This window comes from Saccharopolyspora thermophila (genome assembly GCF_014646075.1).
Taxonomy (GTDB): domain Bacteria; phylum Actinomycetota; class Actinomycetes; order Mycobacteriales; family Pseudonocardiaceae; genus Saccharopolyspora; species Saccharopolyspora thermophila.
In genome coordinates, this window is the sequence record NZ_BMMT01000008.1 from 140962 (window position 1) to 163862 (window position 22901).

The 22901-nt window shown below is 70.8% G+C and carries 22 protein-coding genes and 1 riboswitch; of the genes, 12 read left to right on the forward strand and 10 right to left on the reverse strand.

What is annotated here, in order from left to right:
- Window positions 1-152: 152 nt before the first annotated feature.
- A complete protein-coding gene (locus IEY17_RS13370; RefSeq protein ID WP_188987689.1) occupies window positions 153-350 on the reverse strand; it encodes a hypothetical protein in 198 nt (65 codons plus the stop codon).
- Window positions 351-667: 317 nt separating this feature from the next.
- Between IEY17_RS13370 and IEY17_RS13375 the strand changes: the two genes are divergently transcribed.
- From IEY17_RS13375 to IEY17_RS13385, 3 genes are read left to right on the forward strand one after another with little or no spacing between them, the layout of a single operon-like run.
- A complete protein-coding gene (locus IEY17_RS13375; RefSeq protein WP_229680121.1) occupies window positions 668-940 on the forward strand; it encodes a hypothetical protein in 273 nt (90 codons plus the stop codon).
- 6 nt (window positions 941-946) lie between these two features.
- Complete coding sequence (locus tag IEY17_RS25425; RefSeq protein ID WP_229680122.1) at window positions 947-2683, forward strand: alpha/beta hydrolase; 1737 nt, start codon at window positions 947-949, stop codon at window positions 2681-2683.
- A gap of 2 nt (window positions 2684-2685) precedes the next feature.
- A complete protein-coding gene (locus tag IEY17_RS13385; RefSeq protein ID WP_188987690.1) occupies window positions 2686-3051 on the forward strand; it encodes a hypothetical protein in 366 nt (121 codons plus the stop codon).
- Window positions 3052-3055: 4 nt separating this feature from the next.
- Here IEY17_RS13385 and IEY17_RS13390 read toward each other — a convergent pair whose 3' ends face one another.
- Both IEY17_RS13390 and IEY17_RS13395 read right to left on the reverse strand, forming a co-directional pair.
- Window positions 3056-3856, reverse strand: coding sequence for an exodeoxyribonuclease III (locus IEY17_RS13390; RefSeq protein ID WP_188987777.1), 801 nt, complete (start codon window positions 3854-3856; stop codon window positions 3056-3058).
- A gap of 430 nt (window positions 3857-4286) precedes the next feature.
- The gene (locus IEY17_RS13395; RefSeq protein WP_188987691.1) at window positions 4287-4502 is read right to left on the reverse strand and encodes a hypothetical protein; all 216 of its coding nucleotides are present in this window, start codon (window positions 4500-4502) and stop codon (window positions 4287-4289) included.
- A gap of 359 nt (window positions 4503-4861) precedes the next feature.
- Here IEY17_RS13395 and ligD point away from each other — a divergent pair, with 359 nt between their 5' ends.
- The 4 genes from ligD (at window position 4862) to IEY17_RS13415 (ending at window position 9479) form a co-directional block, all read left to right on the forward strand.
- Complete coding sequence (gene ligD / locus IEY17_RS13400) at window positions 4862-5761, forward strand: non-homologous end-joining DNA ligase (protein ID WP_188987692.1); 900 nt, start codon at window positions 4862-4864, stop codon at window positions 5759-5761.
- A 159-nt stretch (window positions 5762-5920) separates the two neighbouring features.
- A complete protein-coding gene (locus tag IEY17_RS13405) occupies window positions 5921-6412 on the forward strand; it encodes a 2Fe-2S iron-sulfur cluster-binding protein (RefSeq protein WP_188987693.1) in 492 nt (163 codons plus the stop codon).
- Window positions 6409-7395 carry an FAD binding domain-containing protein gene (locus tag IEY17_RS13410; protein ID WP_188987694.1) on the forward strand — a complete coding sequence of 329 codons (987 nt, stop codon included), beginning with the start codon at window positions 6409-6411 and terminating at the stop codon, window positions 7393-7395. Before IEY17_RS13405 ends, IEY17_RS13410 begins: the two co-directional genes overlap by 4 nt.
- Window positions 7392-9479, forward strand: coding sequence for a xanthine dehydrogenase family protein molybdopterin-binding subunit (locus tag IEY17_RS13415; protein WP_188987695.1), 2088 nt, complete (start codon window positions 7392-7394; stop codon window positions 9477-9479). Before IEY17_RS13410 ends, IEY17_RS13415 begins: the two co-directional genes overlap by 4 nt.
- 93 nt (window positions 9480-9572) lie before the next feature.
- Here the strand turns inward: IEY17_RS13415 and larC are convergent, their stop codons facing one another.
- The 4 genes from larC to IEY17_RS13435 all read right to left on the reverse strand — a co-directional run bounded on the left by larC (window position 9573) and on the right by IEY17_RS13435 (window position 12886).
- Window positions 9573-10721 (reverse strand): nickel pincer cofactor biosynthesis protein LarC, encoded by a 1149-nt coding sequence (gene larC, locus IEY17_RS13420; RefSeq protein WP_188987696.1) that lies wholly within the window; start codon window positions 10719-10721, stop codon window positions 9573-9575.
- The gene (gene larB, locus IEY17_RS13425) at window positions 10718-11386 is read right to left on the reverse strand and encodes a nickel pincer cofactor biosynthesis protein LarB (protein ID WP_188987697.1); all 669 of its coding nucleotides are present in this window, start codon (window positions 11384-11386) and stop codon (window positions 10718-10720) included. The genes larC and larB overlap by 4 nt, the downstream gene beginning before the upstream one ends.
- Window positions 11383-12207: an ATP-dependent sacrificial sulfur transferase LarE gene (larE, locus tag IEY17_RS13430; RefSeq protein ID WP_188987698.1), complete on the reverse strand. Its 825-nt coding sequence runs from the start codon at window positions 12205-12207 to the stop codon at window positions 11383-11385. Before larE ends, larB begins: the two co-directional genes overlap by 4 nt.
- 295 nt (window positions 12208-12502) lie before the next feature.
- On the reverse strand, window positions 12503-12886 hold the full coding sequence (locus tag IEY17_RS13435) for a VOC family protein (protein WP_188987699.1): 384 nt from the start codon (window positions 12884-12886) through the stop codon (window positions 12503-12505).
- A 179-nt stretch (window positions 12887-13065) separates the two neighbouring features.
- A riboswitch (TPP riboswitch) is annotated at window positions 13066-13177 on the forward strand.
- Here IEY17_RS13435 and IEY17_RS13440 point away from each other — a divergent pair.
- Window positions 13168-14481: a purine-cytosine permease family protein gene (locus IEY17_RS13440; protein ID WP_188987700.1), complete on the forward strand. Its 1314-nt coding sequence runs from the start codon at window positions 13168-13170 to the stop codon at window positions 14479-14481. Its footprint overlaps the riboswitch before it by 10 nt.
- A gap of 97 nt (window positions 14482-14578) precedes the next feature.
- Here IEY17_RS13440 and IEY17_RS13445 read toward each other — a convergent pair whose 3' ends face one another.
- From IEY17_RS13445 to IEY17_RS13455, 3 genes are all read right to left on the reverse strand, one after another.
- Window positions 14579-15622, reverse strand: a complete 1044-nt coding sequence (locus IEY17_RS13445) for a family 2 encapsulin nanocompartment cargo protein polyprenyl transferase (RefSeq protein ID WP_373289877.1) — start codon at window positions 15620-15622, stop codon at window positions 14579-14581.
- Window positions 15623-15751: 129 nt separating this feature from the next.
- Window positions 15752-17149, reverse strand: coding sequence for a family 2B encapsulin nanocompartment shell protein (locus IEY17_RS13450; RefSeq protein ID WP_229680123.1), 1398 nt, complete (start codon window positions 17147-17149; stop codon window positions 15752-15754).
- A 112-nt stretch (window positions 17150-17261) separates the two neighbouring features.
- Window positions 17262-18674, reverse strand: a complete 1413-nt coding sequence (locus IEY17_RS13455) for a family 2B encapsulin nanocompartment shell protein (RefSeq protein WP_229680124.1) — start codon at window positions 18672-18674, stop codon at window positions 17262-17264.
- A 573-nt stretch (window positions 18675-19247) separates the two neighbouring features.
- On the opposite strand from IEY17_RS13455, the gene IEY17_RS13460 reads away from it, so the two are divergent.
- The 4 genes from IEY17_RS13460 (at window position 19248) to IEY17_RS13475 (ending at window position 22896) form a co-directional block, all read left to right on the forward strand.
- The gene (locus IEY17_RS13460; protein WP_188987702.1) at window positions 19248-19508 is read left to right on the forward strand and encodes a helix-turn-helix domain-containing protein; all 261 of its coding nucleotides are present in this window, start codon (window positions 19248-19250) and stop codon (window positions 19506-19508) included.
- Window positions 19509-19753: 245 nt separating this feature from the next.
- Window positions 19754-20767 (forward strand): cation diffusion facilitator family transporter, encoded by a 1014-nt coding sequence (locus tag IEY17_RS13465; RefSeq protein WP_188987703.1) that lies wholly within the window; start codon window positions 19754-19756, stop codon window positions 20765-20767.
- A gap of 164 nt (window positions 20768-20931) precedes the next feature.
- Complete coding sequence (locus IEY17_RS13470) at window positions 20932-21492, forward strand: helix-turn-helix domain-containing protein (RefSeq protein ID WP_229680125.1); 561 nt, start codon at window positions 20932-20934, stop codon at window positions 21490-21492.
- A gap of 33 nt (window positions 21493-21525) precedes the next feature.
- Entirely contained in the window at window positions 21526-22896 is a 1371-nt protein-coding gene (locus tag IEY17_RS13475) for an NAD(P)/FAD-dependent oxidoreductase (protein ID WP_188987705.1), read from the forward strand.
- Window positions 22897-22901 lie beyond the last annotated feature (5 nt).

Sequence of the window (22901 nt, forward strand, 5' to 3'; positions counted from 1 at the left end):
CAGCTCGCCCAGCGCCAGGTCGAACTGCCGGGCCCGCAACGTGCGGAAGACCTCGTCCGCACCGGTGAAGTCCGGGCACGCCGGCTCCGCTTCGCAGCCCAGCTCGGCTTCGACCGGGACGCTGCCGCCCAGGACCGGCGACGGCGATCGGGCTAATGTTCCAGGAGGGCCTGTCCTACGGCGCGGTGCACCGCCTGCTGACCACAGTGGCCGGTGTCCCACTGCGGCGGCCCGGCGCACCGGGAGATCACCGCGCCCTGCGCAGCGAATTCGATGACCTTGACCCCGACCGCCGCGACCAGCTCGCCGCCGACTGCGCCGACGCCTTCACCCAGGACACCGCGGATCACCGAGCTCGCCCGCCATCACGGCCCGTACCCGTTGACCGTGCTGCGCCTGCTGCTCAAACACTCCGAGGTTACCCCGCCCCGCCTGCTCGACCGCGCCCCGCGCCGTGACCGTTCCGAGTCTGCGGGCAGGTGTTGCGCCACTCGGAACCCCTGCCGCGCTCCTGCGCCCTGCAGCAGTCCCGCCTGCTGTGGGGGTCTGCTCTGTCCGGGTGAGCTCGGCGGGGAATGAGTAGAAACCCGGTGCCCGCTCGGTAGTGGCTTCGCTACGGTCGTGATCGTTGTGACGATCATCACAATGATCACGGGGAGGGATCGGGGTGAACGTCCGGATCGATCCGGCGACGCTGGCCGAACTGGCAGGAGGTATTGAGCGCTCGACCGACGAGCTGGGCAAGGCGCAGCCGCTTCCGCCGGGGGACGCGGGCCCTTCCAGCGCCGCGGTCTCGGCGACCGTGGCCGACCTGATCCGCGCCGCCGCTGGCTACGTCGAGACCGTGCACCGCGGAGCGGCGGACCTGCACGCCAACAAGGCCACCTACATCGACACCGACGACGGCAACGCCGGGATGTTCGAGCAACTGGGGTGCTAGCAGATCATGACTCTGAACACGTGGGTTGCCGGAAATCCCGGCACGATGCGGGCCTACGCGCAGCAGGTCCGCGGCTTGGGAACTGCCACCGAGCGCGTCGCCTCCGGGCAGTACATGGCGCGGAACCATGCCGCCAGCGAATGGGAAGGCCCGGCATCAGAAGCCTTCCAGAGCTGGGCCACCCGACAGGGCCGCGATGGAGACACCCTCGCGCAGCTGTTTCCGGCAGTCGCCCAAGCGGTCGATGTGTGGTGCGACGAGATCGACACCGTGAACTCGCGCATGGAGCAGGCCAGGCAAGTCGCGAGAAAAGGTCAGCTGACCGTGTTCGCCCCGCTGATCTATCCCCCCATGCCACTTCCCAGTCCTTCGCAGGACGTCAGTCTGCCTGGACGAGATGTTCCGCCAGCCCCAGCAGAGGCAGAAGCCGCTCGCGCGCTTCAGGCGAAGCAGGAAGCGGCGTTCGCGGAAGCTCAGGCCACGGTTCAGCAGGCGCGGGACCTGGAACGCAACGCCCACGACAAACTCGTCCAGAGGCTGAACTCGATCAAGGACAACCTCAAGAACATGCCCCAGTCCGTCGCGTGGGAGCAGGCTGGGGCGCACCCCACCAGCCCCGCCGCCGTGGCGCTGGCCAACGCTGCCACGGTGGTGGAGAGCCGTGCCGCGGAAGCTACCAAGGGCATGTTCGAGCATGCCATGCGCCAAGGCCCGGCCGCCGTGCACGCCATGTGGACATCGCTGTCAGCGTCCCAAAGAGCCGATCTGATCGACCGGTACCCGCAGATGGTCGGCAATACCAACGGCGTGCCCGTCGTCTTCCGGGACGAGGCGAACCGCAGGCTCTTGGCGACGAGCCGGGAAGACGTTCGTAGCAAGCTCGAGGAAATCCGGCAAGCCCAGCGCCAACTGAGCGATCCGAAAGACCCGATGGCGCGCCAGCTGGCCGAGCAGGTCACACAACTCAACGAAGCCCTGGACGGAATCACGGATCTGGAGACCAGCCTCGGTCAGAGCGAGAAGTACCTCATTGGCTTCGATCCCACCGCTGACAGTCGTGGCCGCGCCATCGTCGCCCACGGCAACCCCGACACCGCCGACCACGTTATGACCTACGTGCCAGGCACGTTCTCCGACCTGGGGGGCGTGAACGGCGACCTGAACAACAACCAGGCGATCTACGACCGAGCCCAGCAGCTGGCACCTCCAGGTCAGAAGGTGGCGACCATCGTGTGGGAAGGCTACGAGTCGCCCCCGAACCTGGGTGAGGCCGCCTCCGAGCACTACGCCAACAACGCCAAGCAGGATCTCTCCGACTTCCAGCAGGGACTGCGGGTGACCCACGAAGGCCAGCCATCGCACAACACGATCTTGGGACACAGCTACGGAAGTACGGTCGTCGGATACGCCTCCCGCGATCATGGTGTGTACGCCGACGACATCGCATTTCTTGGGTCACCAGGTGTCGGTGTCGACCATGCTCATGACCTCGGCGTCCCTCCAGAGCATGTGTGGTCTGGAACATCAGAGGCGGACGCGATCAAGTACGCTGGCGTTCCACCGCTCTTTGACGAGCTCGATGGCATAGATGATCAGCGGTTCGGGATCTCACCGAGTGATCCCAGTTTCGGCGCGCAGACCATCCCCACGGACCCGAGCACCGACCACTCGGGCTACTGGAACAAGCCCGAATCAGTTGACGCCATTGCACGGATCGTCGTCGGCCAGCAGAGGGCGCAGTAGTCATGACCAATCCCGCCGAGCGCAGGCAGCAGGAGGCAGACGTGAACTCGGTCCCCGGGTCGCCGCGACCCCTCATCGCCCGGGTCGCAGGCTCGTTCGGTGCCGCCGTCTTGGCACTCGGTGGCCTCGCCACCTGGGTCGCGACGATCGATGCCAACCTGCGCTACGGCTCGGCCGGTGTCGCCCTGCCCTACAGCCTGTTCTGGTCCATGGTCTGGTTCGTGCTGTGCTGGGGTGCCGTAGGAGTCCTGGCAGCAGGTTTCGGCCGACGCAGCCGCGTCGCCACGATCGCTCTGTGGGCAGCGGTCCTCGTGACGCTGGTCGGCATCGTTGTTGCGATCATCGCGCTGCCCCGGTCACAGATGTGACGCATCAAGGCGCGGTGAGGTCGACGACGACCGGGGCGTGGTCGGAGGTGCCCTTGCCCTTGCGGGCCTCGCGGTCGACGTAGGAGTCGGCGACCAAGCTGGTGAACGCCTCGTTGCCGAAGATCAGGTCGATGCGCATGCCCTGGTTGTTCGGGAACCGCAGCTGCCGGTAGTCCCAGTAGGTGAAGGCCACGTCGTACTTCAGGGCGCGTGGGCGGACCTCCGTCAGGCCGGTCTCGGCCAGCGCGGTCAGGGCCTTGCGCTCCTGCTCGGAGACGTGCGTGCAGCCGTCGAAGGCGGTGATGTCCCAGACGTCGGCGTCGGTCGGGGCGATGTTGAAGTCGCCGAGCACCGCGAAGGGGCGGGGCGAGGACAGCTCCGCGGCGGCGGTGGCGCGCAGCGCGTCGAGCCAGCGCAGCTTGTACGCGTAGTGCGCGTGGCCGACCTCGCGCCCGTTGGGTACATAGACCGACCAGACGCGGATGCCGCCGCAGGTGGCGCCGATCGCCCGCGGCTCCTTGGTCTCGAACATCGCGCCGTCGGCGAGATATCCGGGTTCGTCGAGCAGACCGCGTCGCACCTCCTCGAGGCCGACCCGGGACAGCACGGCCACGCCGTTCCACCGGCCGGTGCCGTGGGCGGCGACCTCGTAGCCGAGTTCGCCGATCTCGCCGCTCGGGAAGGCGTCCTCGGCGCACTTGAGCTCCTGGAGGCACAGCACATCGGGCTCGGCGGTACCCAGCCAGTCGAGCAGCCTGGGCAGCCGGGCGCTGACGGAGTTGACGTTCCAGGTGGCGATCCGCATACCCGAACCCTCCCACAACCCCCCGTCACCCAGCGTAGGCAGGGTGGCGGGCCGGAGGTCTCTGCTCACAGCGCCACCACGGCTTACGCCCCCACCCGTGGTGCACGCCCCGGCTCCGTCCCCTCGCACTCCCAGATGTCAGCTGCCGCAACAGGCGCACCGCAGGCCACCAGACACTACAGATCCCCAGATTCGGGCGAACTTGGGAGGCGAATCTGGGTGCTTGTCCTCCGAAAACCTTCGGTCGCGTGACGGAACCGCAGACGCTCCGGGTTCGCCGACGTCACCTCACCTGCATGCCCCGTCGGGGGTCGCGGCTTCCGTTTTCGACGCGTGGTGCGGAAGTGTGTGTCAGTGGCCGGAGTCTCCTGTGTGGCTGGAGGTGAGCCGACCGCGACTCTGCGTGATCATGCGGGCAGCGGAGTCGGCGTCAGCGCGACAACGCCTGCTCACCCGCGTAGTGGTAGCGCCAGACCCCGTCGGCGCGCCGGTCGCGCCGGTCGTAGCGCGCGCACGGGGCGGAGCCGTCGCGCGCCGACGGGAAGGTGAACTGCCCGAGCGGTAAGTCCGCGTCCACCGCGGGGATGATGAACGAGCGGCCGTCCTCCGGGCCGCCGATGAGCTCGGCGTGCACGTGCTGGTGCATGGATCGTCTCCTGGGTCGAGCGGCACCACGTTTCTTGCCCCATAGGAACAAATTCGGCCGCCCTTGGTTCCAGGTTTCACCCGATCGTCCCAACACGACGGTGTTTCCGGTAACGGCTCGATCACGGCCAAGCCGCGGTTACGCCGTGGAGCACGCGGGTACGCCCACGGCATGGGTGAGGACAAGCCAGCGATCCGTCGGCGCAGGGGAGACCTTCGGCGCTCGCCCGTCGCAGGGCAGCCGGGAGAGCGCCCGTGGTGCGCGGTGCCACGACCCGACGCTTGGCGAGAAGGGGTCGGCCGGCGCCACACCAGGTCAGTGCTCACCGGGTGGACCAACGACGACGTGCGTGAGGCACGATGACTGCGACGCTGGAAATCGGCGGACACCGCATCGAAGTGTCCCATGCGGACAAGCTGCTCTACCCCGACGACGGATACCGCAAGCAGGACGTGGTCGAGTACTACCGGGCGGTGGCCGACACCATGGTCGGGCACCTGCGCGGCAAACCGCTGACCATGCGCCGTTTCCCGGACGGTATCGGCTCGGACGGTTTCTTCCAGAAGGAGGCCCCCGAGCACTTCCCGGACTGGGTCCGTCGTGTTCCGGTGCCGCAGCGCGGCGCCCCGAGCCCGGTGCACCACGTGGTGGTGGACGACGCGGCGACCCTGCTCTACCTGGCCAACCAGGGCTGCGTGGAGTTCCACATCGGGTTGTCCAGAGTGGACGATCTGGAGCGGCCGGTGCTCGCGGTGCTGGACCTGGACCCGCCCGACGGCTTTCGCATCGGCGAGCTGCGCTCGGTGGTGCGGCGGACGTGCGAGCGGTTCCACGACGCCGGGCTGTCCCCGCACGTGCAGGCCACCGGCGGCACGGGCTTCCACGTTGCCGCCCCGCTGCGCGGCCGCCGCGACTTCGACGAGGTGCGGGCCGCGATGCGCGAGCTGGCCGACGAGGCGTCCCGCGACGAGCCGCGGCGGCTGACCACCGAGCAGCGCAAGGACAAGCGCGGCGACCGGATCTTCCTGGACACCAACCGCAACGCCTACGGCCAGACGGTGATCGCCCCGTACTCCCTGCGGGCCCGCCCCGGCGCCCCCGCGGCCACCCCGCTGGACCCCGGCGAACTCGGCCGCGCCGGGCCGCGGGACCACGGGCTGGCCAACATGGCGCGGCGGCTGGCGCAGAAGCCGGACCCGTGGCGGAACATCGAGGACCCACGGACCGGCAGCGACTTCCCGGCGCGCACCGGGAGGTGAACCACCGACCAGGAACCCCAGCCCGGCGACCACCGCCGCCACCCGGGGGACGTCGCACATTCCGGCGAACCGTCAGGCAGCACACACGCGCGCAGTCCCGGGCGTGACGCGGGCCGCGGTCGGGTAGACCTGTCGGGCGAACGCTGGAGGGGAGGCACCGTGGAAGCCGAGATCACCCTGGTCGTCGACGGCACCGAACACCGGCTCACCGTCGACACCCGAACCACCGTGCTCGACGCGCTGCGGGAGCACCTGGGCATCACCAGCCCCAAGAAAGGCTGCGACCACGGCCAGTGCGGCGCGTGCACGGTGCTGCTCGACGGCCGCCGGGTCAACAGCTGCCTCATGCTGGCCGTGGCCTACGACGAGGCGGACATCCGCACGGCCGACGGGCTCGCCGACGGCGACCTGCACCCCCTGCAGCGCGCCTTCATCGAGCACGACGCCTTGCAGTGCGGCTACTGCACGCCGGGGCAGGTGACCTCGGCGGTCGGCGCGCTGTGCGAGCTGCGTGACGGTGAACCCAGCGCGGTCACCGCGGACGACGTGTCACTGGAGGACGAGATCCGTGAGCGGATGAGCGGCAACCTCTGCCGCTGCGGCGCCTACGCCAACATCGTCCCCGCCATCGCGGAGGTGGCGCGGCGATGAAACCGTTCCGCTACCAGCACGTCCCCGACGTCGACACCGCCGTGCGCACCCTGGCCGACACACCCGGCGCGCAGTACCTGGCCGGGGGCACCAACCTGGTGGACCTGATGAAGCTCGAGGTCACCGAGCCGGACGTGCTGGTCGACGTCCGGCGGCTGACCTCCGACCGGATCGAGCAGCACCCCGGCTTGCTGCGCATCGGCGCCTCGGTCACCAACAGCGCCCTCGCCGCCGACCCGGTCGTCCGCCGCCGCTACCCGGTGCTGTCCCAGGCGGTGCTGGCCGGGGCGTCCGGGCAGCTGCGCAATCTCGCCACCACCGGCGGAAACCTGCTGCAGCGCACCAGGTGCGTGTACTTCCAGGACGTCACCACGCCGTGCAACAAGCGGGAACCGGGCAGCGGGTGCTCTGCCCGCGGTGGCTTCCAGCGTGAGCACGCGATCTTCGGCGCCTCCGAATCGTGCATCGCCACCCACCCCTCCGACATGGCGGTCGCGCTCGTCGCACTCGACGCCATGGTCAACACCCAGGGCCCGGGCGGAACGCGCACCATCCCCCTGGAGGAGCTGCACCGGCTGCCCGGCGACCGGCCCGATCTGGACACGGTGCTGGAGCACGGCGAGCTGATCACCTCGGTGGACGTGCCGGACCTGAACTTTGCCAGCCACTCGCGCTACCGCAAGGCCCGCGACCGCGCCTCCTTCGCCTTCGCGCTGGTGTCGGTCGCCGCCGCGCTGGACGCGCCGGACGACACCGTGCGCGACGTCCGGCTGGCGCTGGGCGGGGTGGCGCACAAGCCGTGGCGCGCGCGGCGGGCCGAGGACGTGCTGCGCGGCGAGGGGGCGACCACGACCGCGTTCCACGAGGCCGCCGAAGCCGAACTGGCCCACGCCCGCCCGCTGCCCGGCAACGAGTTCAAGATCCCCCTGCTACGCAACATGATCGTCAGCGTGCTCGCCGAACTCGTGGGGGTGCGGCGATGACCACCACGACCAGGCTCATCGGAGCGCCGATCAACCGCATCGAGGGCGCCGAGAAGGTCCGGGGGGCCGCGGTCTACGCCGCCGAGCACCCGGCCGACCAGCCGGTGTACGCCTACCCGCTGCAGTCCGAGATCGCCGCCGGGCGCGTCACCGGCATCGACACCGTCGCGGCGATGAGCGAACCCGGCGTGGTCGCGGTGCTGACCCACGAGAACGCGCCGCGGCTGGCGTCGACCCGCGATGCGGAGCTGGCGATCCTGCAGTCGCCCGAGATCGGCTTCCGCGGGCAGTTCGTGGGCGCGGTGCTGGCCGAGAGTCCGGAGGTGGCCCGCCGGGCGGCGCGGCTGGTGCGGATCTCCTGCGTGGCCCGCGAGCACGACGTGGAACTGCACCCGGCACGCACCGACCTGGTCATCCCGGAGCAGGTCAACGGCGGGTTCGAGACCGATACCGTCGAAGGCGACGTGGACGGGGCACTGGCCAGTGCCGAAGTGGTCGTCGACGCCACCTACACCACGCCGCAGGAGTACAACAACCCGCTCGAACCGCACGCCACCATCGCGATGTGGACCGACGGGGACCTGACGCTGCACGACTCGACGCAGGGCGTGCACTGGGTTCGCGAGACGATCGCCGCGCTGTTCGGCCTGGACCAGCAGCAGGTGCACGTGGTGTGCCCGCACGTCGGCGGCGGCTTCGGATCCAAGGGGCTGCCGCACGCCCACGTGGTGCTGGCCGCGATGGCCGCGCGACTGGTCGAACCGCGGCCGGTGAAGCTGGTGCTCACCCGCCAGCAGATGTTCTCGGTGGTCGGCTACCGCACCGGCACCGTGCAGCGCGTCCGGCTGGGCAGCGACTCCGCGGGTCACCTGACCGCGATCAGCCACGACGTGGTGGAGCAGACCTCGCGGATCAAGGAGTTCGCCGAGCAGACCGCGGTGCCCACCCGCATCATGTACGCCGCGCCGAACCGCCGCACCACGCACCGGCTGGTGGAGCTGGACGCGCCGGTGCCGTCGTGGATGCGTGCGCCCGGCGAGTGCCCCGGCATGTTCGCCCTCGAGGTCGCGATGGACGAGATGGCGATCGCCTGCGGCCTGGACCCCGTCGAGTTCCACATCCGTAACGAACCGGAGACCGACCCGGCCACCGGGCGGCCCTTCTCCAGCCGCAACCTGGTGGCCTGCCTGCGTGAGGGGGCGCGCCGCTTCGGCTGGACCGACCGCGACCCAACACCCCGGTCCGGGCGCTCCGGGCCCTGGCTGGTCGGTACCGGGGTCGCGGCCTCCACGTACCCGGTGTTCGCCATGCCCGGCTCGCGGGCCACCATCCAGGCGCGGCCGGACGGCCGGTACCGGGTGCTGATCGGGGCGGCCGACATCGGCACCGGGGCGTGGACCGCGCTGACCCAGATCGCCGCGGACGCGCTTGACGTGGAGATGTCCGACGTGCAGCTGAGCATCGGCGACACCGACCTGCCATACGCCTCCGGCGCCGGCGGGTCAACCGGCATCACCTGCTGGGGCTCGGCGATCGTGGACGCGGCGCGACAACTACGCGCCCAGCTGCCGGCGAGCGCGCCGATCCCGGACGAGGGCGTGGAGGTCACCGGTTCGATCCCGGACAACCCCTACGCCGGGCAGATGTCGATGCACAGCTTCGGCGCGCAGTTCGCCGAGGTGCGGGTGCACGTCGACACCGGGGAGGTGCGGGTGCCGCGGATGCTGGGCATCTTCGCCGCGGGGCGGATCATCAACGCCAAGACGGCGCGGTCCCAGCTGCTGGGCGGGATGACCATGGGGCTGTCCATGGCGCTGCACGAGCAGAGTCACGTCGACCCGCGCTTCGGGCACGTGGTCAACCACGACCTCGCCGAGTACCACATCGCGACCAACGCCGACGTCGGCGAGATCGAGGTGGACTGGATCGACGAGGACGACCCGTACGTGAATCCGATGGGTGCCAAGGGAATCGGCGAGCTGGGCATCGTGGGCACCGCGGCGGCGATCGCCAACGCGGCCCACCACGCCACCGGCATCCGGGTCCGGGACCTGCCGATCACCCTCGACCGGTTCTGCGCCTGATCGCGCACCGCGAACGGCGTGTGTCGCGCGTGCGCACAGGAGTGCCGCTCACTCGCGGTGGCTCGAAACCGGCGCGTCGGTTGTGACGGGACGTCACGGCTCTTCGCCCGCGGCCGCGAGGGCTTGGGCGGCGACGGTGCGCACCGGGCGGCCCAGGGCTTCCGCCGCCGCCACCACGTCGTCGTGCTCCGGTTTGGCGTGCCAGGGCCCGTGTTTGATGCGGATCCGGTGGCCGTCCACCTCCACCGTCGTGGTGCGGCGGGGCAGCGCGTGGCGGTCCACCGCGTGGCGACGCAGGCCGAGGCTGCCCGTTTCGGACAGCACGAGTTCCGCCAGCGCCGGCTCCTGCTCGGGGCGGCACAGCACGTGCAGCACCGCGGCCGGGCGGGACTTCTTCATTGTCGCCGGGGTCGTCCAGGCGTCCGCCGCCCCGGCCTGCAACGCGCGGGTGACCACGTGTCCCAGCAGTTCGCCGGGGACATCGTCCACATTGCACTCCAGAGCGACCATCGGCTCCGCCGGGTCCGCGGTCAACGGTACGCCGAGGGTCGCCGCGAGCACGTTGGGGCGCTGGGGGAACCGGCGGGTTCCCGCGCCATAAGCGGTGCCCCGCACGGTCATCGCCGGAGGTGGCGTGAAGCGGGTACCCATCGCCTGCAGCAGCGCCGCGCCCGTCGGGGTCACCGTCTCGCCGGGCAGGTCGGTGCCCACGACGGCCGCGCCGCGCAACAACGTCATCGTCGCGGGCGCGGGCGCGGGCAGTACGCCGTGGCTGCACCGCACCGTTCCGCTGCCCAGCGCCAGCGGAGCGGAACGCACCTCGATGATCCCCAGGGCGTGCAGTGCCGCGGCCACCCCGACGGTGTCCACCACGGTGTCCAGCCCGCCGATCTCGTGGAGGTGCACCTCGGCCGGATCCTTGTCGTGCAGGGCGCCTTCCACGTCGGCGATCGCGGCGATCGCCCTGGCGGCCAGCTCCGCCACCGGCTCCGGCCGCGCCCGCCGCACCCGGTCGAGGAGCTCCGCGGCGTGCCGCTCGGTGCTGGTGTCCTCGACCTCCACCACGGCCTTCGTCGCCGCGATCCCGCCGACCTGCACCTGCTCGACGTCCAGCCGCCACCCTGCGAGACCGGTCGACGCCACGGCGGCGCGCACGTCCGCCACCGGCGCGCCCAGCCCGAGCAGCGCCCCCAACAGCATGTCTCCGGACGCGCCGGTAACCGGATTGAGCCACAGGATCATCGGGACCTCGCTGCGGTGTGCGCCAATCGGTGCGCGGCCATGGCGGCGGAGAAACCGGAGTCGATGTTGACCACTGTCAGCCCCGCCGCGCAGGACGTCAGCATCGCCAGCAGCGCGGTGATGCCCTCCAACGCCGCGCCATACCCGGTGGAGGTGGGCACCGCGATCACCGGGCAGGCCACCAGCCCGCCGACGGCGCTGGCCAGCGCCCCCTCCATCCCGGCCACCACGATCACCACGTCGGCTTGGTCGAGTTCCTCGCGCGCCGCCAGCAGCCGGTGGATCCCGGCCACCCCGATGTCGCGGACCAGCCACGTGGACAGCCCGATCGCGCTCGCCACCGCCTCGGCCTCGGCCGCCACCGGGCCGTCCGAGGTGCCCGCGGTGGCGATGCAGACCCGGAACGAACCCGCCGGAGCCGGGCGCCACACCAGCAGCCGCGCGGCCTCGTGGTAGGTGCCGCCTGGCACGTCGACCTGCGCGGCGACCTCGGGCTCAACACGGGTCACCAGCACCGGGCCGGTGCTGCGGGAGAGCAGTTCGGTGACGATGCCGGTGATCTCCGCGGGCCGTTTGCCGGGCGCGTAGACCACCTCCGGCAGCCCCTGGCGGGACTCGCGGTCGATGTCCACGCGCGCGTAGCCCAGATCGGCGAAGCTGGTCATGACGCGGTCCTCATCGGCAGCAGGGGCAGCAGCGCGTTCATCCGTCCACTCCGGAATCCGGCCAGGTCCAGGGAGCAGAACCGGAAGCCGGCGTCACGCACCGCGCGGTCCAGTTCGTCGTGCAGCGCCGCTGCACGCTCGATGTCGGTGGCCGGAAGCTCCAGCCGCGCCACCGAGCCCCGGCCGTGCGCGCGGACCCGGCAGACCTCGAATCCCAACCGGTGCACCGCCTCCTCGGCGCGCTCGATCCGGCCGAGCACCTCCGGGGTGACCGGATCGCCGTAGGCCACGCGGGACGCCAGGCACGCCGCGGCCGGCTTGTCCGCAGTGGACAGACCGAGCTGCTGGCTGGCCAGTCGGACGGCGGCTTTGGTGAGCCCGGCGTCGACCAGCGGCGCGATCGCGCCGCGCTGCGCGGCGGCCTGCTGCCCCGGGCGGTGGTCGCCGAGGTCGTCAAGGTTGGTGCCCAGCGCGACGCGGGCACCCATCGCCGCGGCCAGCGGCTCCACCGCGTCGAACAGCGCGGACTTGCAGTGATAGCAGCGGTTCCCGTCGTTGGCGGCGTATTCAGGCCGGTCCGCCTCGTCGGTGCACACCTCGACGTGCGGGATGCCGCGGTCGCGGGCGAACTGCCTGGCCTGCCGCCGCTCGCTCGCGGCCAGGCTGGGCGACACCGCGGTGACCGCGAGCATCCGCGCGCCCAGCGCCTCGTGCGCCACCGCCGCCAGCAGTGCCGAGTCCACCCCGCCGGAGAAGGCCACCACCAGGGCGGTCTCCTCGCTGAGCCGGTGGCGCAGGCGGTCGAGTTCGGGGACGCTCACGAGCTCACTCCTCTCCTGGGAAGTCGCTGTGCACCGCCACTTGGGCCCTGGTCTGCACTGTCGCCCGGATCTTCGGCGTGCAGGCCCTGCTCGCCGTGGTCGAGGCGCATCACCACCTGCTCAGCCACGACCGACCGCCCGACGCCGCTCGTCGTCGGACAGGTACTCCACGCGCATCGTCGTCCCCATCGTCGCTGTTCTGGCCAGGTAGTCAGACCAGACTCTAACCGCCCGAACGCGACTTGGGGAGAGCGTCCCGGAGAGAGCCGGGCGAGAGCCCCGCGGAGCGGCTCGGTTACGCACCGCTGCCGTACGGCCGGGTGAGGATCTCCATGTTGTGCCCGTCGGGGTCGTCGAAGTAGACACCGCGGCCGCCGTCGCGGGTGTTGATCTCGCCGGCCTCGCGGTGCGCCGGGTCGGCCCAGTACGGCAGGCCCCGCTTGCGAATCCGGCCGAAGATCTCGTCGAACTCGTCCTCGCTGACCAGGAACGCGTAGTGCTGCGAGGTGATCTCCCCGTCGGTCTCGAGGAAATCCAGGGTGACGTTGTTGCTCGTCTGTACGCACATGAACGGCCCGAACGGCTCGGGTTCGGGCAGCCCGAGCAGATCGGTTAGGAACCGCGCGGAGGCGATCTTGTCGGTGGCCGCGACGATCGTGTGGTTGAGCTGAACAGCCATGGTCAACACCCGCTTTCGGCGATCGCTGGAACGAATCCGAGGCTAGGACTTCCAGTTAACTCGAAGTCAACCCGAGCCGCCGGCGCGTCCCCTCCAGGAGGTGACACGCCCCGCGGCGGAGCCGGGTGGTGATCAGGCCCACCTGCCGGGGCTCGCTCGACCGGGGTAAGGTGTCGCCGACATATCCACGCGGGAGCTCGGACGCACCGGGCTGAGAGGGTGGCTTTACGTGCCACCGACCGCTGAACCTGTCCGGATAATGCCGGCGTAGGGAGCTGTTGATGGCGCACGACGTCGACCGCCGCGAAGCCCCGCACACCCTGGACGAACCCGCGCCCAGGACGCTGGGCGTGCTCGACCAGGGCGCGTTCTGGGGGAACCTGGGCGTGAGCCTGCTCGGGTTCAGCGGCGCCCTGGCCGTCCTCGCGCCCAGCGGCGTGCCCCAGCTGTCGTTCCTCGCCGCGGTCACCGCGTGCGTGGTGGGCACGGTACTGGGCAGCGTGATGGTCGGGATCGCCGCGATCCCCGGCGCGCGCACCGGCGCGCCCTCGATGATGTTGCTGCGCGGGCTGTTCGGCACCCGGCTGTCGTACCTGCCGACCGTGCTGAACATCCTGCAGCTGGTCGGGTGGGGCACCTTCGAGCTGCTGGTCATCGCGCAGGGCGCGGAGGCGATCTTCGGCGGCGGCCCGCAGTGGCTCTACATCGTGGTCGCCGGGGTGATCACCACGGCGCTCACCCTGCGCCCGCTGGGTGCGCTGCGGTTGCTGCGCCGCTACGTCAGCATCGCGGTGATCATCGCGATGCTGTACTTCTTCGTGCAGCTGCTGCGGCACCCGCTGCCGGAGCTGCACGACGGGTCCTGGCAGGGGTTCTGGCCGGGTGCGGACGCGGCCCTGGCCGTCGCGGTGTCCTGGCTCCCGGTCGCTTCCGACTACTCGCGGCACTCGCGGTCGGCCACCGGCGCGTTCACCGCGGCCACGGTCGGCTACTCGATCACGCAGATCGCCTGCTATCTCCTGGGCCTGCTCGGTCTGGCGCTGGTCGGCGGGGACGCGGACCGCGCGTTCGACCCGCTGCTGGCGGTGCCGCTGGGCGTGGTGTTCTTCGCCGTCCTGGTGATCCGCGAGGTCGACCAGTCCTTCGCCGACACCTACTCCACGGCGGTGTCGATCCAGAACCTGCGGCCGAGCACCGACCGCCGGGTGCTGAGCCTGGTCGTCGGCGTGGTGACCACGCTGCTGGCGCTGACCCTGGACATCGCGCAGTTCGCGAACTTCCTGCTGCTGATCGGCTCGGTGTTCGTGCCGATGTTCGGTGTGCTGGCGGTGGACTACTTCGTGCACGCCCGCCGCCGCAGCTGGGACCTGTCCGCGCAGGCCCCGTCCCGCTGGGGGATGCTGGCGGCCTGGCTGCTCGGTTTCGCGGTGTTCCAGCTGGTGAACCCGGGCGAGCTGGGCTGGTGGACGCAGCTGTGGACGGACGTCCGGGAGGCGATCGGCTTCACCGCCCCGATCTGGATGAGCGCGTCGCTGTCGTCGTTCCTCGTCGCGGCGGTGGCCGCGGGGGCGATCGGCGCGGTCACCCGCCGCTGACCCAGGGACACCGTTGTTCGCCCGCGCGGCGGGCCAGCGCGTGCTCGACGATCCCGCGCACCACGAGCGAGCAGCATGCACTCCCCACTTCGGTCGGTCAGTGGTCGCGGCACGTGACGAGCTGCGCGAGCGCGTTGAGCTCCTCGGCGCCGCGCGGGCCGGGGTCCGCCCGCCGCAGGTCGCCCAGCGCGGCCGCCAGCAGCTCGTCGGCCTGGTTCTGGCTCCACGTCCGGCCGCCGGCCAGCTCGATCAGCTCGGCGGCGTGGGCCAGGTCGCTACCGGACAGCGGCTGGTTGCGGAGGTAGAGGGCAGCCAGCCGCCGCCCGGCGGGAGTGCCGGAGGTCAGGGCCGAAACCACCGGCAGGGTCTTCTTCCGGGTGCGCAGATCGGAGAACACCGGTTTGCCGGTCACGGCCGGATCGCCCCAGATGCCCAGCAGGTCGTCGACGTGCTGGAAGGCCAGCCCCAGCCGTTCGCCGAAGCCCCGCAACCAGGCGACCTGCTCGGCGCTGCCGCCGCCGAACATCGCTCCCAGCGCGCACGCGCAGCCCAGCAGCGCGCCCGTCTTGTCCCGGGCCATGCGCTGGCACTCGGCCAGATCGACGCTCCGGCGGTCCTCGAACGCCAGGTCCGCGACCTGGCCGTTGATCAGGTTCAGCACGGCGGTGTGCAACGTGCGCACCGCCGTCGTCGCCTCCGGGTGCCCGCAGCCGGCGAGCACCTCGACGGCCAGTGCCTGCAGCGCGTCCCCGGCCAGGATGGCGGGTCCGCTGCCGAAAACGGTCCAGGCGGTGGGCCGGTGCCGCCGCGTGACGTCGCCGTCCATCACGTCGTCGTGCAGCAGTGAGAAGTTGTGCACCAGCTCCACGGCCACCGCCGCGGGCACCGCGGCCTTCGGGTCGCCGCCCACCGCCGCCGCGGAGAGCAGCACCATCGCGGGGCGGATCGCCTTGCCGCGGTCGGCGTGCACCGGGTTGCCGCGTTCGTCCCACCAGCCGAGGTGGTAGCCGGCGATCTGCTGCATCCGGGTGGGCAGCCGGTCGACCGCGACCCGCAACGCTGGGTCGACAACCGCGCGGCTGCGCGTCAACGCCTCGTGCGCGGCCGCGGCCTTGCTGGCGTCGTGCTGCATGGTAACCATCCGACTGTCCCTTCGGGTTTGGACGACTCGTTCGCGGAGGTGCTCGGCGGCCGTCCCCGGTCCGGTGTCCCATGGTCCTGCCGAGACGGCCTGGCGAAAAAGCTGGACCGGGGAGCAGAATCCGGCCGCTCAGCGGGAGATTTCGACGTGTTCCAGGACGCCGAGAGCGTCGGGCACCAGGACCGCCGTGGCGACGTAGGCGCTGACCAGGTAGGAGATCACGGCTCGGTCGTCGATGCCCATGAACCGGACGCTGACGCCGGGCTGGTACTCGTCGGGGATGCCGGTCTGGTGCAGGCCGACGACCCCGCTGTCCTCCTCCCCGGTGCGCAGGCACAGGATGGAGCTCGTGCCGTGGTCGCTGATCGGGATCTTGTCGCTGGGCAGCAGCGGCACGCCGCGCCAGGCGTGCACCTGGCGGCCCGCCAGCTCCACGGTCTGCGGGTAGATGCCGCGGCGGTTGCACTCGCGGCCGAAGGCGGCGATGGTGCGCGGGTGCGCCAGGAAGAACCGCGACCTGCGCCGTCGGCACAGCAGCTCGTCGAGGTCGTCGGGGGTGGGCGGGCCGCTGCGGGTGTGGATGCGCTGGCGCGGATCGGCGTTGTGCAGCAGGCCGAACTCGCGGTTGTTGATCAGCTCGTCCTCCTGGCGTTCCCGCAGCGCCTCGATGGTCAGCCGCAACTGCTGTTCGGTCTGGTTCATGGGCTGGTTGTAGAGGTCGGCGACCCGGCTGTGCACCCGCAGCACCGCTTGCGCCACGGCCAGTTCGTACTCGCGCGGCGCGAGTTCGTAGTCCACGTAGGTGCCGGGGATGCGCGGTTCGCCGGAGTGCCCGGAGGCGATCTCGATGCCGGCCTCGCCGTGTTTGTTCTGCGGCGGTCGGGGTTGGTTGCGGGTGCGGTCGATGTGCGCCCGCAGGTGGTCGAACTGGTCGGTGATCTCCCGCAGGGACCGGCGGCTCAGCGTCAGCACGGTGCACGGCGTGACGGCCTGGAACGTACTGTCCCATGTGGTCTCGTCGGGGGCGAGCGCGTTGCCACCGAAGAACTCGCCGTCGGCGAGGATGCCGAGCACGGTGTCGTCGCCGTACTCGCCGCGGCCGATCCGGTTGACCTTGCCGTGTGCGATCAGCACCACCTGCTCGGCGAGTTCCCCGGTGGAGGCAATGACCTGGCCCGGCTCGTACTGGCGTTGCACGAACCGGTCGGCCAGCGCGCCCAGCGCGGAGTCGTCGTCGAAGCCGCGCAGCAGCGGGAGCTCCGCGAGTTTCTGGGGGATCACCCGCACGTCTGCGCCGGTGAAGGCGAAGGTGATGCGGCCGTCGCCGACCGCGTAGGTCAACCTGCGGTTGACCCGGTAGGTGCCGGCCTCGACGTTCACCCACGGCAGCATCCGCACCAGCCACCGCGAGGTGATGCCCTGCATCTGCGGTGGTGTCTTGGTGGTCGACGACAGCTTCCGCGCCGCTGCGGTGCTGAGGCTGAGCGGGGTCTGCTCGACGTCGGTGTCCGGTTCGGTGGCAGTCACGGTGTCCAGTTCTCCTCGGGTGGCGTTGGAGGGCGTGTCGGGGGAGGGACCGGAGCGGGTGGACCGCGGTCACCCGCTCCGGAGTCTCATCGGAGTCCACTTCGGACTGCGGTCAGCCCTCGCGGCCGATCTCGACGTGTTCGAGCACCCCGATCGCGTCCGGGACCAGGATGGCCGCCGAGTAGTAGGCGCTGACCAGGTAGGAGATGACGGCCTTGTCGTTGATGCCCATGAACCGGACGCTGACGCCGGGCTGGTACTCGTCGGGGATGCCGGTCTGGTGCAGGCCGACGACGCCCTGGTTCTCCTCGCCGGTGCGCATCAGCAGGATGTTGCTGGTGCGGGTGTCGCTGACGCGGAGCTTGTCGCACGGCAGGATCGGCACGCCGCGCCAGGCCGGGACCTGGTGGCCGTGCAGGTCGATGCTCTGCGGGTAGATGCCGCGGCGGTTGCACTCGCGGCCGAAGGCGGCGATGGTCCGCGGGTGCGCCAGGAAGAATCCGGGTTCCTTCCAGACCAGCGACAGCAGTTCGTCCATGTCGTCGGGAGTGGGCGGGCCGCTGCGGGTGTGGATGCGCTGGCGCAGGTCGGCGTTGTGCAGCAGGCCGAACTCGCGGTTGTTGATCAGCTCGTCCTCCTGGCGCTCGCGCAGCGCCTCGATGGTCAGCCGCAACTGCTGTTCGGTCTGGTTCATCGGTTGGTTGTAGAGGTCGGCGACCCGGCTGTGCACCCGAAGAATGGTCTGCGCCACGCTGAGCTCGTACTCACGGGGCTTGAGCTCGTAGTCCACGAAGGTCCCCGACAGCACGGGTTCGCCGCGGTGGCCGGAGGCGATGTTGATGTCGGCCTCGCCGTGCGGGTTGTGCGGCCGCTGTGGGCCGGACAGCACCTGCCGGACGTGCTCCCGCAGTGGTTCGTTGAGCCCGTTCAACTCCTGGAAGCTCTGGTGCCGCAGGGTGAGGACGGTGCACCGGGTGACCGCCTTGTAGGTGGCCTCCCAGTTGGTCGCCTCGCCGGTCAGCACATGCGCGCCGAAGTACTCGCCGTCGGCGAGGACGTCGAGCACGGTGTCGTCGCCGTACTCGCCGGTGCCGATCTTGTTGACCTTGCCGTGTGCGATGAGCACGACCTGGTCGGCGGGGTGCCCGGCGGTGGCGATCACCTGCCCGGGTTCGTACTCGTGTTGGACGAACCGGTCGGCCAGCGCGCCCAGCGCCTGCTCGTCGTCGAATTCGCGTAGCAGCGGCAGTTCCCGCAGTTCCTGCGGCACGACCCGCACGTCGGCTCCGGTGTTGGTGAAGGTCAGTCGGCCGTCGCCGAGCGTGTAGGTCAGCCGCCGGTTGACCCGGTAGACGCCGCCGGCCGCCTGCACCCACGGCAGCATCCGCAGCAGCCAGCGGGAGGTGATGCCCTGCATCTGCGGGACGGTCTTGGTCGTGGTCGCGAGGTTGCGGGCCGCCGCCGTGCTCAGGCTCAACTGCGGTGCGTCGACCTCGCCCGGGGTGAGCGGATCCGTGACAGTCACGCCAGTACCACCAATCATCGGAGTATCGGAATGCGTAGATGAATGGGAACCGAATCGCGGTGTCCGCGAATTCGAGAAGATTCCGGAAAAGGGGTGTTTGTGCCGCTTATCGCGGGAGTTGTTCGGACGTCGGCGACGCTAGCATCGTGGACCACGGCCGTACAGTCACCCGAAAGTGCAGCGAAACCGGCGTGGTTCGATACAGATCGAATGTCACCTGAATCGCTGCTTGCGGAAAACGCTCGGTGATCGAATAGGACGGGCGGTGGCGGCAATTCGGCGCGGACTGCTCCGCTCGCGTTAGGTCGCTCGGGGTGTTTTGGCATATTCCCGCGCGGTATTGCTCCGCCCGGGCGATCTTGGGTGTGATCCCGGATTCCACGAATCGTGTTATCCGCGCTGTGTCGGGTGAGTAGTACTGTTCGGGCCACGGAACGATCTCGGGAGATCCCGGAGCTTCCTCAGGAGCCCCGAGATCGCCTCGGCGGCGCGGAATTGTTGCCGCGGCACGGAGTTTGGAGGCGGGACGAGCGTGTGCGAACGCTGCATTCCATCGCGGGAGGCGATGTCGCCGTGAAGTGGAACCTGCGCCTGGTCGCGGCCCAGCGCGGCATCTGGAAGGCCACCGAACTGCAGCGCAGGCTCGCCGAGGGCGGGCTGGTGGTCTCCGCCGGGAAGATGTCCGGGCTGTGGTCAAAGACCCCGGCCAGCATCAAGCTCGACGACCTCGACGTCATCTGCTCGGTGCTGGGGTGCGACGTTGGCGACCTGCTGGAGCCGGAGCCGCCGCGGCGCGCGGCGATGACCAACGAAACCGCCGCCCGCAAGGTCTGATCGGCGGCCACCGCGACGGGCCGCGATGTCCGCGCTGCACCGGGTGTGGCCACCGGCAGGCGCGGCACCGCGGTGGCCGGGCTGGACCACCGCCGGAACGCGCTCGGCCGCTCCACCCGCCGACCACACCGCGGCTCGGCCGGAATGTCCACAACGGATCGGAGAGTAGCTGCGATTTCCTTGTAACAGCAGCGTTGTCGCGTGCTGCTCGGGGCGCCTATCGTGCGGTGGGGAGAGGAGGTCCGATGGGTTCTGCGACATCGCGGCACGGCCACGGGCACGGCCGGTGGCGGCACGCCGCGACACCGCACAGCCACGACGCGCGCGACGCGGTCGACCGCGCACTGGCGGCCAGCCGGAAGGGGATGCGGGCGCTGTGGATCTCCTTCGCGGCGCTGCTCGTCACCGCGCTGGGCCAGGCGGTGCTGGTGGCGTTCACCGGGTCCGTGGCGCTGCTCAGCGACACCCTGCACAACTTCGCCGACGCGCTGACCGCCGTGCCGTTGGCGGTGGCGTTCCTGCTTGCGCGGCGGGCGGCCACCCGCCGCTTCACCTACGGACTGGGCCGCGCCGAGGACCTCGCCGGGCTGGCCGTCCTCGCGGTCATCGCCGCATCGGCCGCGGCGGCCGGGTGGGAGGCGGTGCGGCGGCTGGTCGAATCGCACCCGGTGGCGCACTCGGGCTGGCTCGCGGTGGCCGGGCTGCTGGGCTTCGTTGGGAACGAGCTGGTCGCACGCTACCGCATCCGCGTCGGCCGCGAGATCGGCTCCGCCGCACTGGTCGCCGACGGTCGGCACGCGCGCACCGACGGCTTCACCAGCCTCGGCGTGCTGGGTTCGGCCGCTGGCACCGCTTTGGGCTGGTGGTGGGTGGACCCGGTGGTCGGCGTGCTGATCACCGCGGCGATCGCGGTGGTGCTGTGGGGCTCGGCGAAGGACGTGCTGGCGCGGATGCTCGACGCCGTGGACCCCGAGCTGGTGCTCCGCGCGGAGCGGGTGCTGGCCGCGACGCCGGGCGTGCGCGCCGTCGGTGGGATGCGGATGCGGTGGGTCGGGCACGCGCTGCGTGCCGAAGCCGAACTGGACGTCGACCCGGACCTGAGCCTCGCTGCCGCGCACCACATCGCGCACACCGCGGAACACAACCTGTGCCAGGCACTTCCGCGTCTGGGTGGCGCGGTGCTGCACGCGCATCCCAGCGGCGCCCACGACGTGCCGTCCCACCACGGAGATCGTCCTCGTCCGCGTCCGGCTGGGTAGCCGTGCTGCTGCGCACCTGACAGCGGCCTGCACTGTCCGGAACCGGCCCCGCCGTCGAAGCACAGTGCCGGCCGGTCATGGGCAAGCCAGCTGAGTTGTTACCTCAGAAATCTTGTGTGACGGTGCGGCGCCGCTTTAGCCTGCAGTCGACCCAGGGAGGTGCGGTGGCGCAGGACGGGGAGATTCCGGTCGGCGAGCGCGTGCGTGAGCTGCGTAAGGCGCGGCGCATGACCCTGCTGTCGGTGGCCCAACGTGCCGGGATCAGCGAGGGCTACCTCAGCCAGGTGGAGCGCGGCATCGCCAATCCCAGCATCGCCACCCTCCGCCAGATCGCCGGGGCGCTGGGGCTGCGTGTCGGCGACCTGTTCGCCGACCAGGGCGGCGGTAGGGCCCGCGTGCTGCGGGTGGCCGACCGGCCCGGCCTGGAGTTCGGCGTGCTCGGCCGCAAGTACCGGTTGACCCCGCGTCCGGCCCGCAACGTCGAGGTCTTCATCGGCGAGTTCGACCCGGGCGGCTCGACCGGCGACGATCCCTACACCCACGGGGAGTCCGAGGAGTTCGTCCTGGTCCTCAAGGGCCGGGTCGAGTTGCAGCTCGACGGCGAGGCGATCGAGCTGGCCGCCGGGGACAGTGCCGACTACAGCAGCGCCACGCCGCACCGCCTGGTCGAGACCGGAGGCGCACCGGCGAGCGTGCTCTGGGTGATCAGCCCACCCAGCTACTAGGGACTGCCCGCGGGGCGGGTCGAAAGGAGTGGCATGGCCGTCAACGGCAACGTGTCGTTCTGGTTCCAGCAGATCGGGCATCCGGTGCGGCGTCCGCCGCTGGACGGCCCGCGCGACTTCGACGTGTGCATCGTCGGTGCCGGCTACACCGGGCTGTGGACCGCGCACTACCTCAAGCAGGCCGATCCCGGGCTGCGGATCGCCGTGCTGGAGCGGGAATTCGCCGGTTTCGGCGCGTCCGGCCGCAACGGCGGCTGGCTCAGCGCCAAGATCCCCGGCTCGGCCAAGCGCTACGCACAGGTCCGCGACCGCGCCGCGGTGCTGGCGTTCCAGCGTTGGATGAACCAGGCCGTGGACGAGGTCATCGCGGTGGCCGCGGACAACGACATCGAGGCGGACGTCCTGCGGTCCGGCTACCTCCGCGTCGCACACTCACCGGCCCAGCTCGCCAGGCTGGCCGCCGCCCACGAAGCCGACCGGCGCTGGGGGCACACCGACCAGGTCATGCTGTCGGCGGCCGAACTGGCCGACCGCGTCCGTATCGACGGGGCGCTCGGGGCGGTGTTCAACCCCCACTGCGCGCGCATCAACCCCGCCAAGCTCGTCGTCGGCCTGGCCGAGCTGGTGGAGCGCAGCGGCGTGACCATCTACGAGTCGACCCCGGTCACCCGCATCGAACCCGGTGCCGCGCACACACCGTTCGGCGTGGTCCGCGCCGAACGCATCGTGCGGGCGACCGAGGGCTACACGCCCACGCTGGCCGGAGAGCGGCGCAGCGTGCTGCCGATGAACTCCTCGATGATCGTGACCGAGCCGCTGCCCGCCGCGATGTGGGACGCCATCGGGTGGGCCGGTGCGGAACTGCTGTCCGACCAGACACACGCCTACATGTACGGACAGCGGACCGCCGACGGGCGGATCGCCGTGGGCGGGCGCGGCAACCCCTACCGCTTCGGCGGCGGCACGAACCCGCGTGGCACCACCGGCGCCAGCACCGTGCAGGCCCTGCGCGAGGTTCTGACCCGGTTGTTCCCCAGTACCGCGACGCTGCGCATCGACCACGCCTGGTCCGGGGTGCTCGCGGTGCCCCGGGACTGGTGCGCCTCGATCAGCTTCGACCGCCGCACCGGCCTGGCCCGGGCGGGCGGCTACACCGGGCAGGGCGTGGCCGCGGCCAACCTCGCCGCGCGGACCATGCGGGACCTGCTGCTGGGGCGGAACACCGAGCTGACCCGGTTGCCCTGGGTGGACCACCCGGTGCGTCGCTGGGAACCGGAACCGCTGCGCTGGCTCGGTGTGCAGGGCATGTACGCGGCCTACCGGGCCGCGGACCGGGCGGAGTTCACCCACCGCACCACCACCTCGCCGATCGCCAAGATCGCCGATCTCATCTCCGGACGGTGACCACT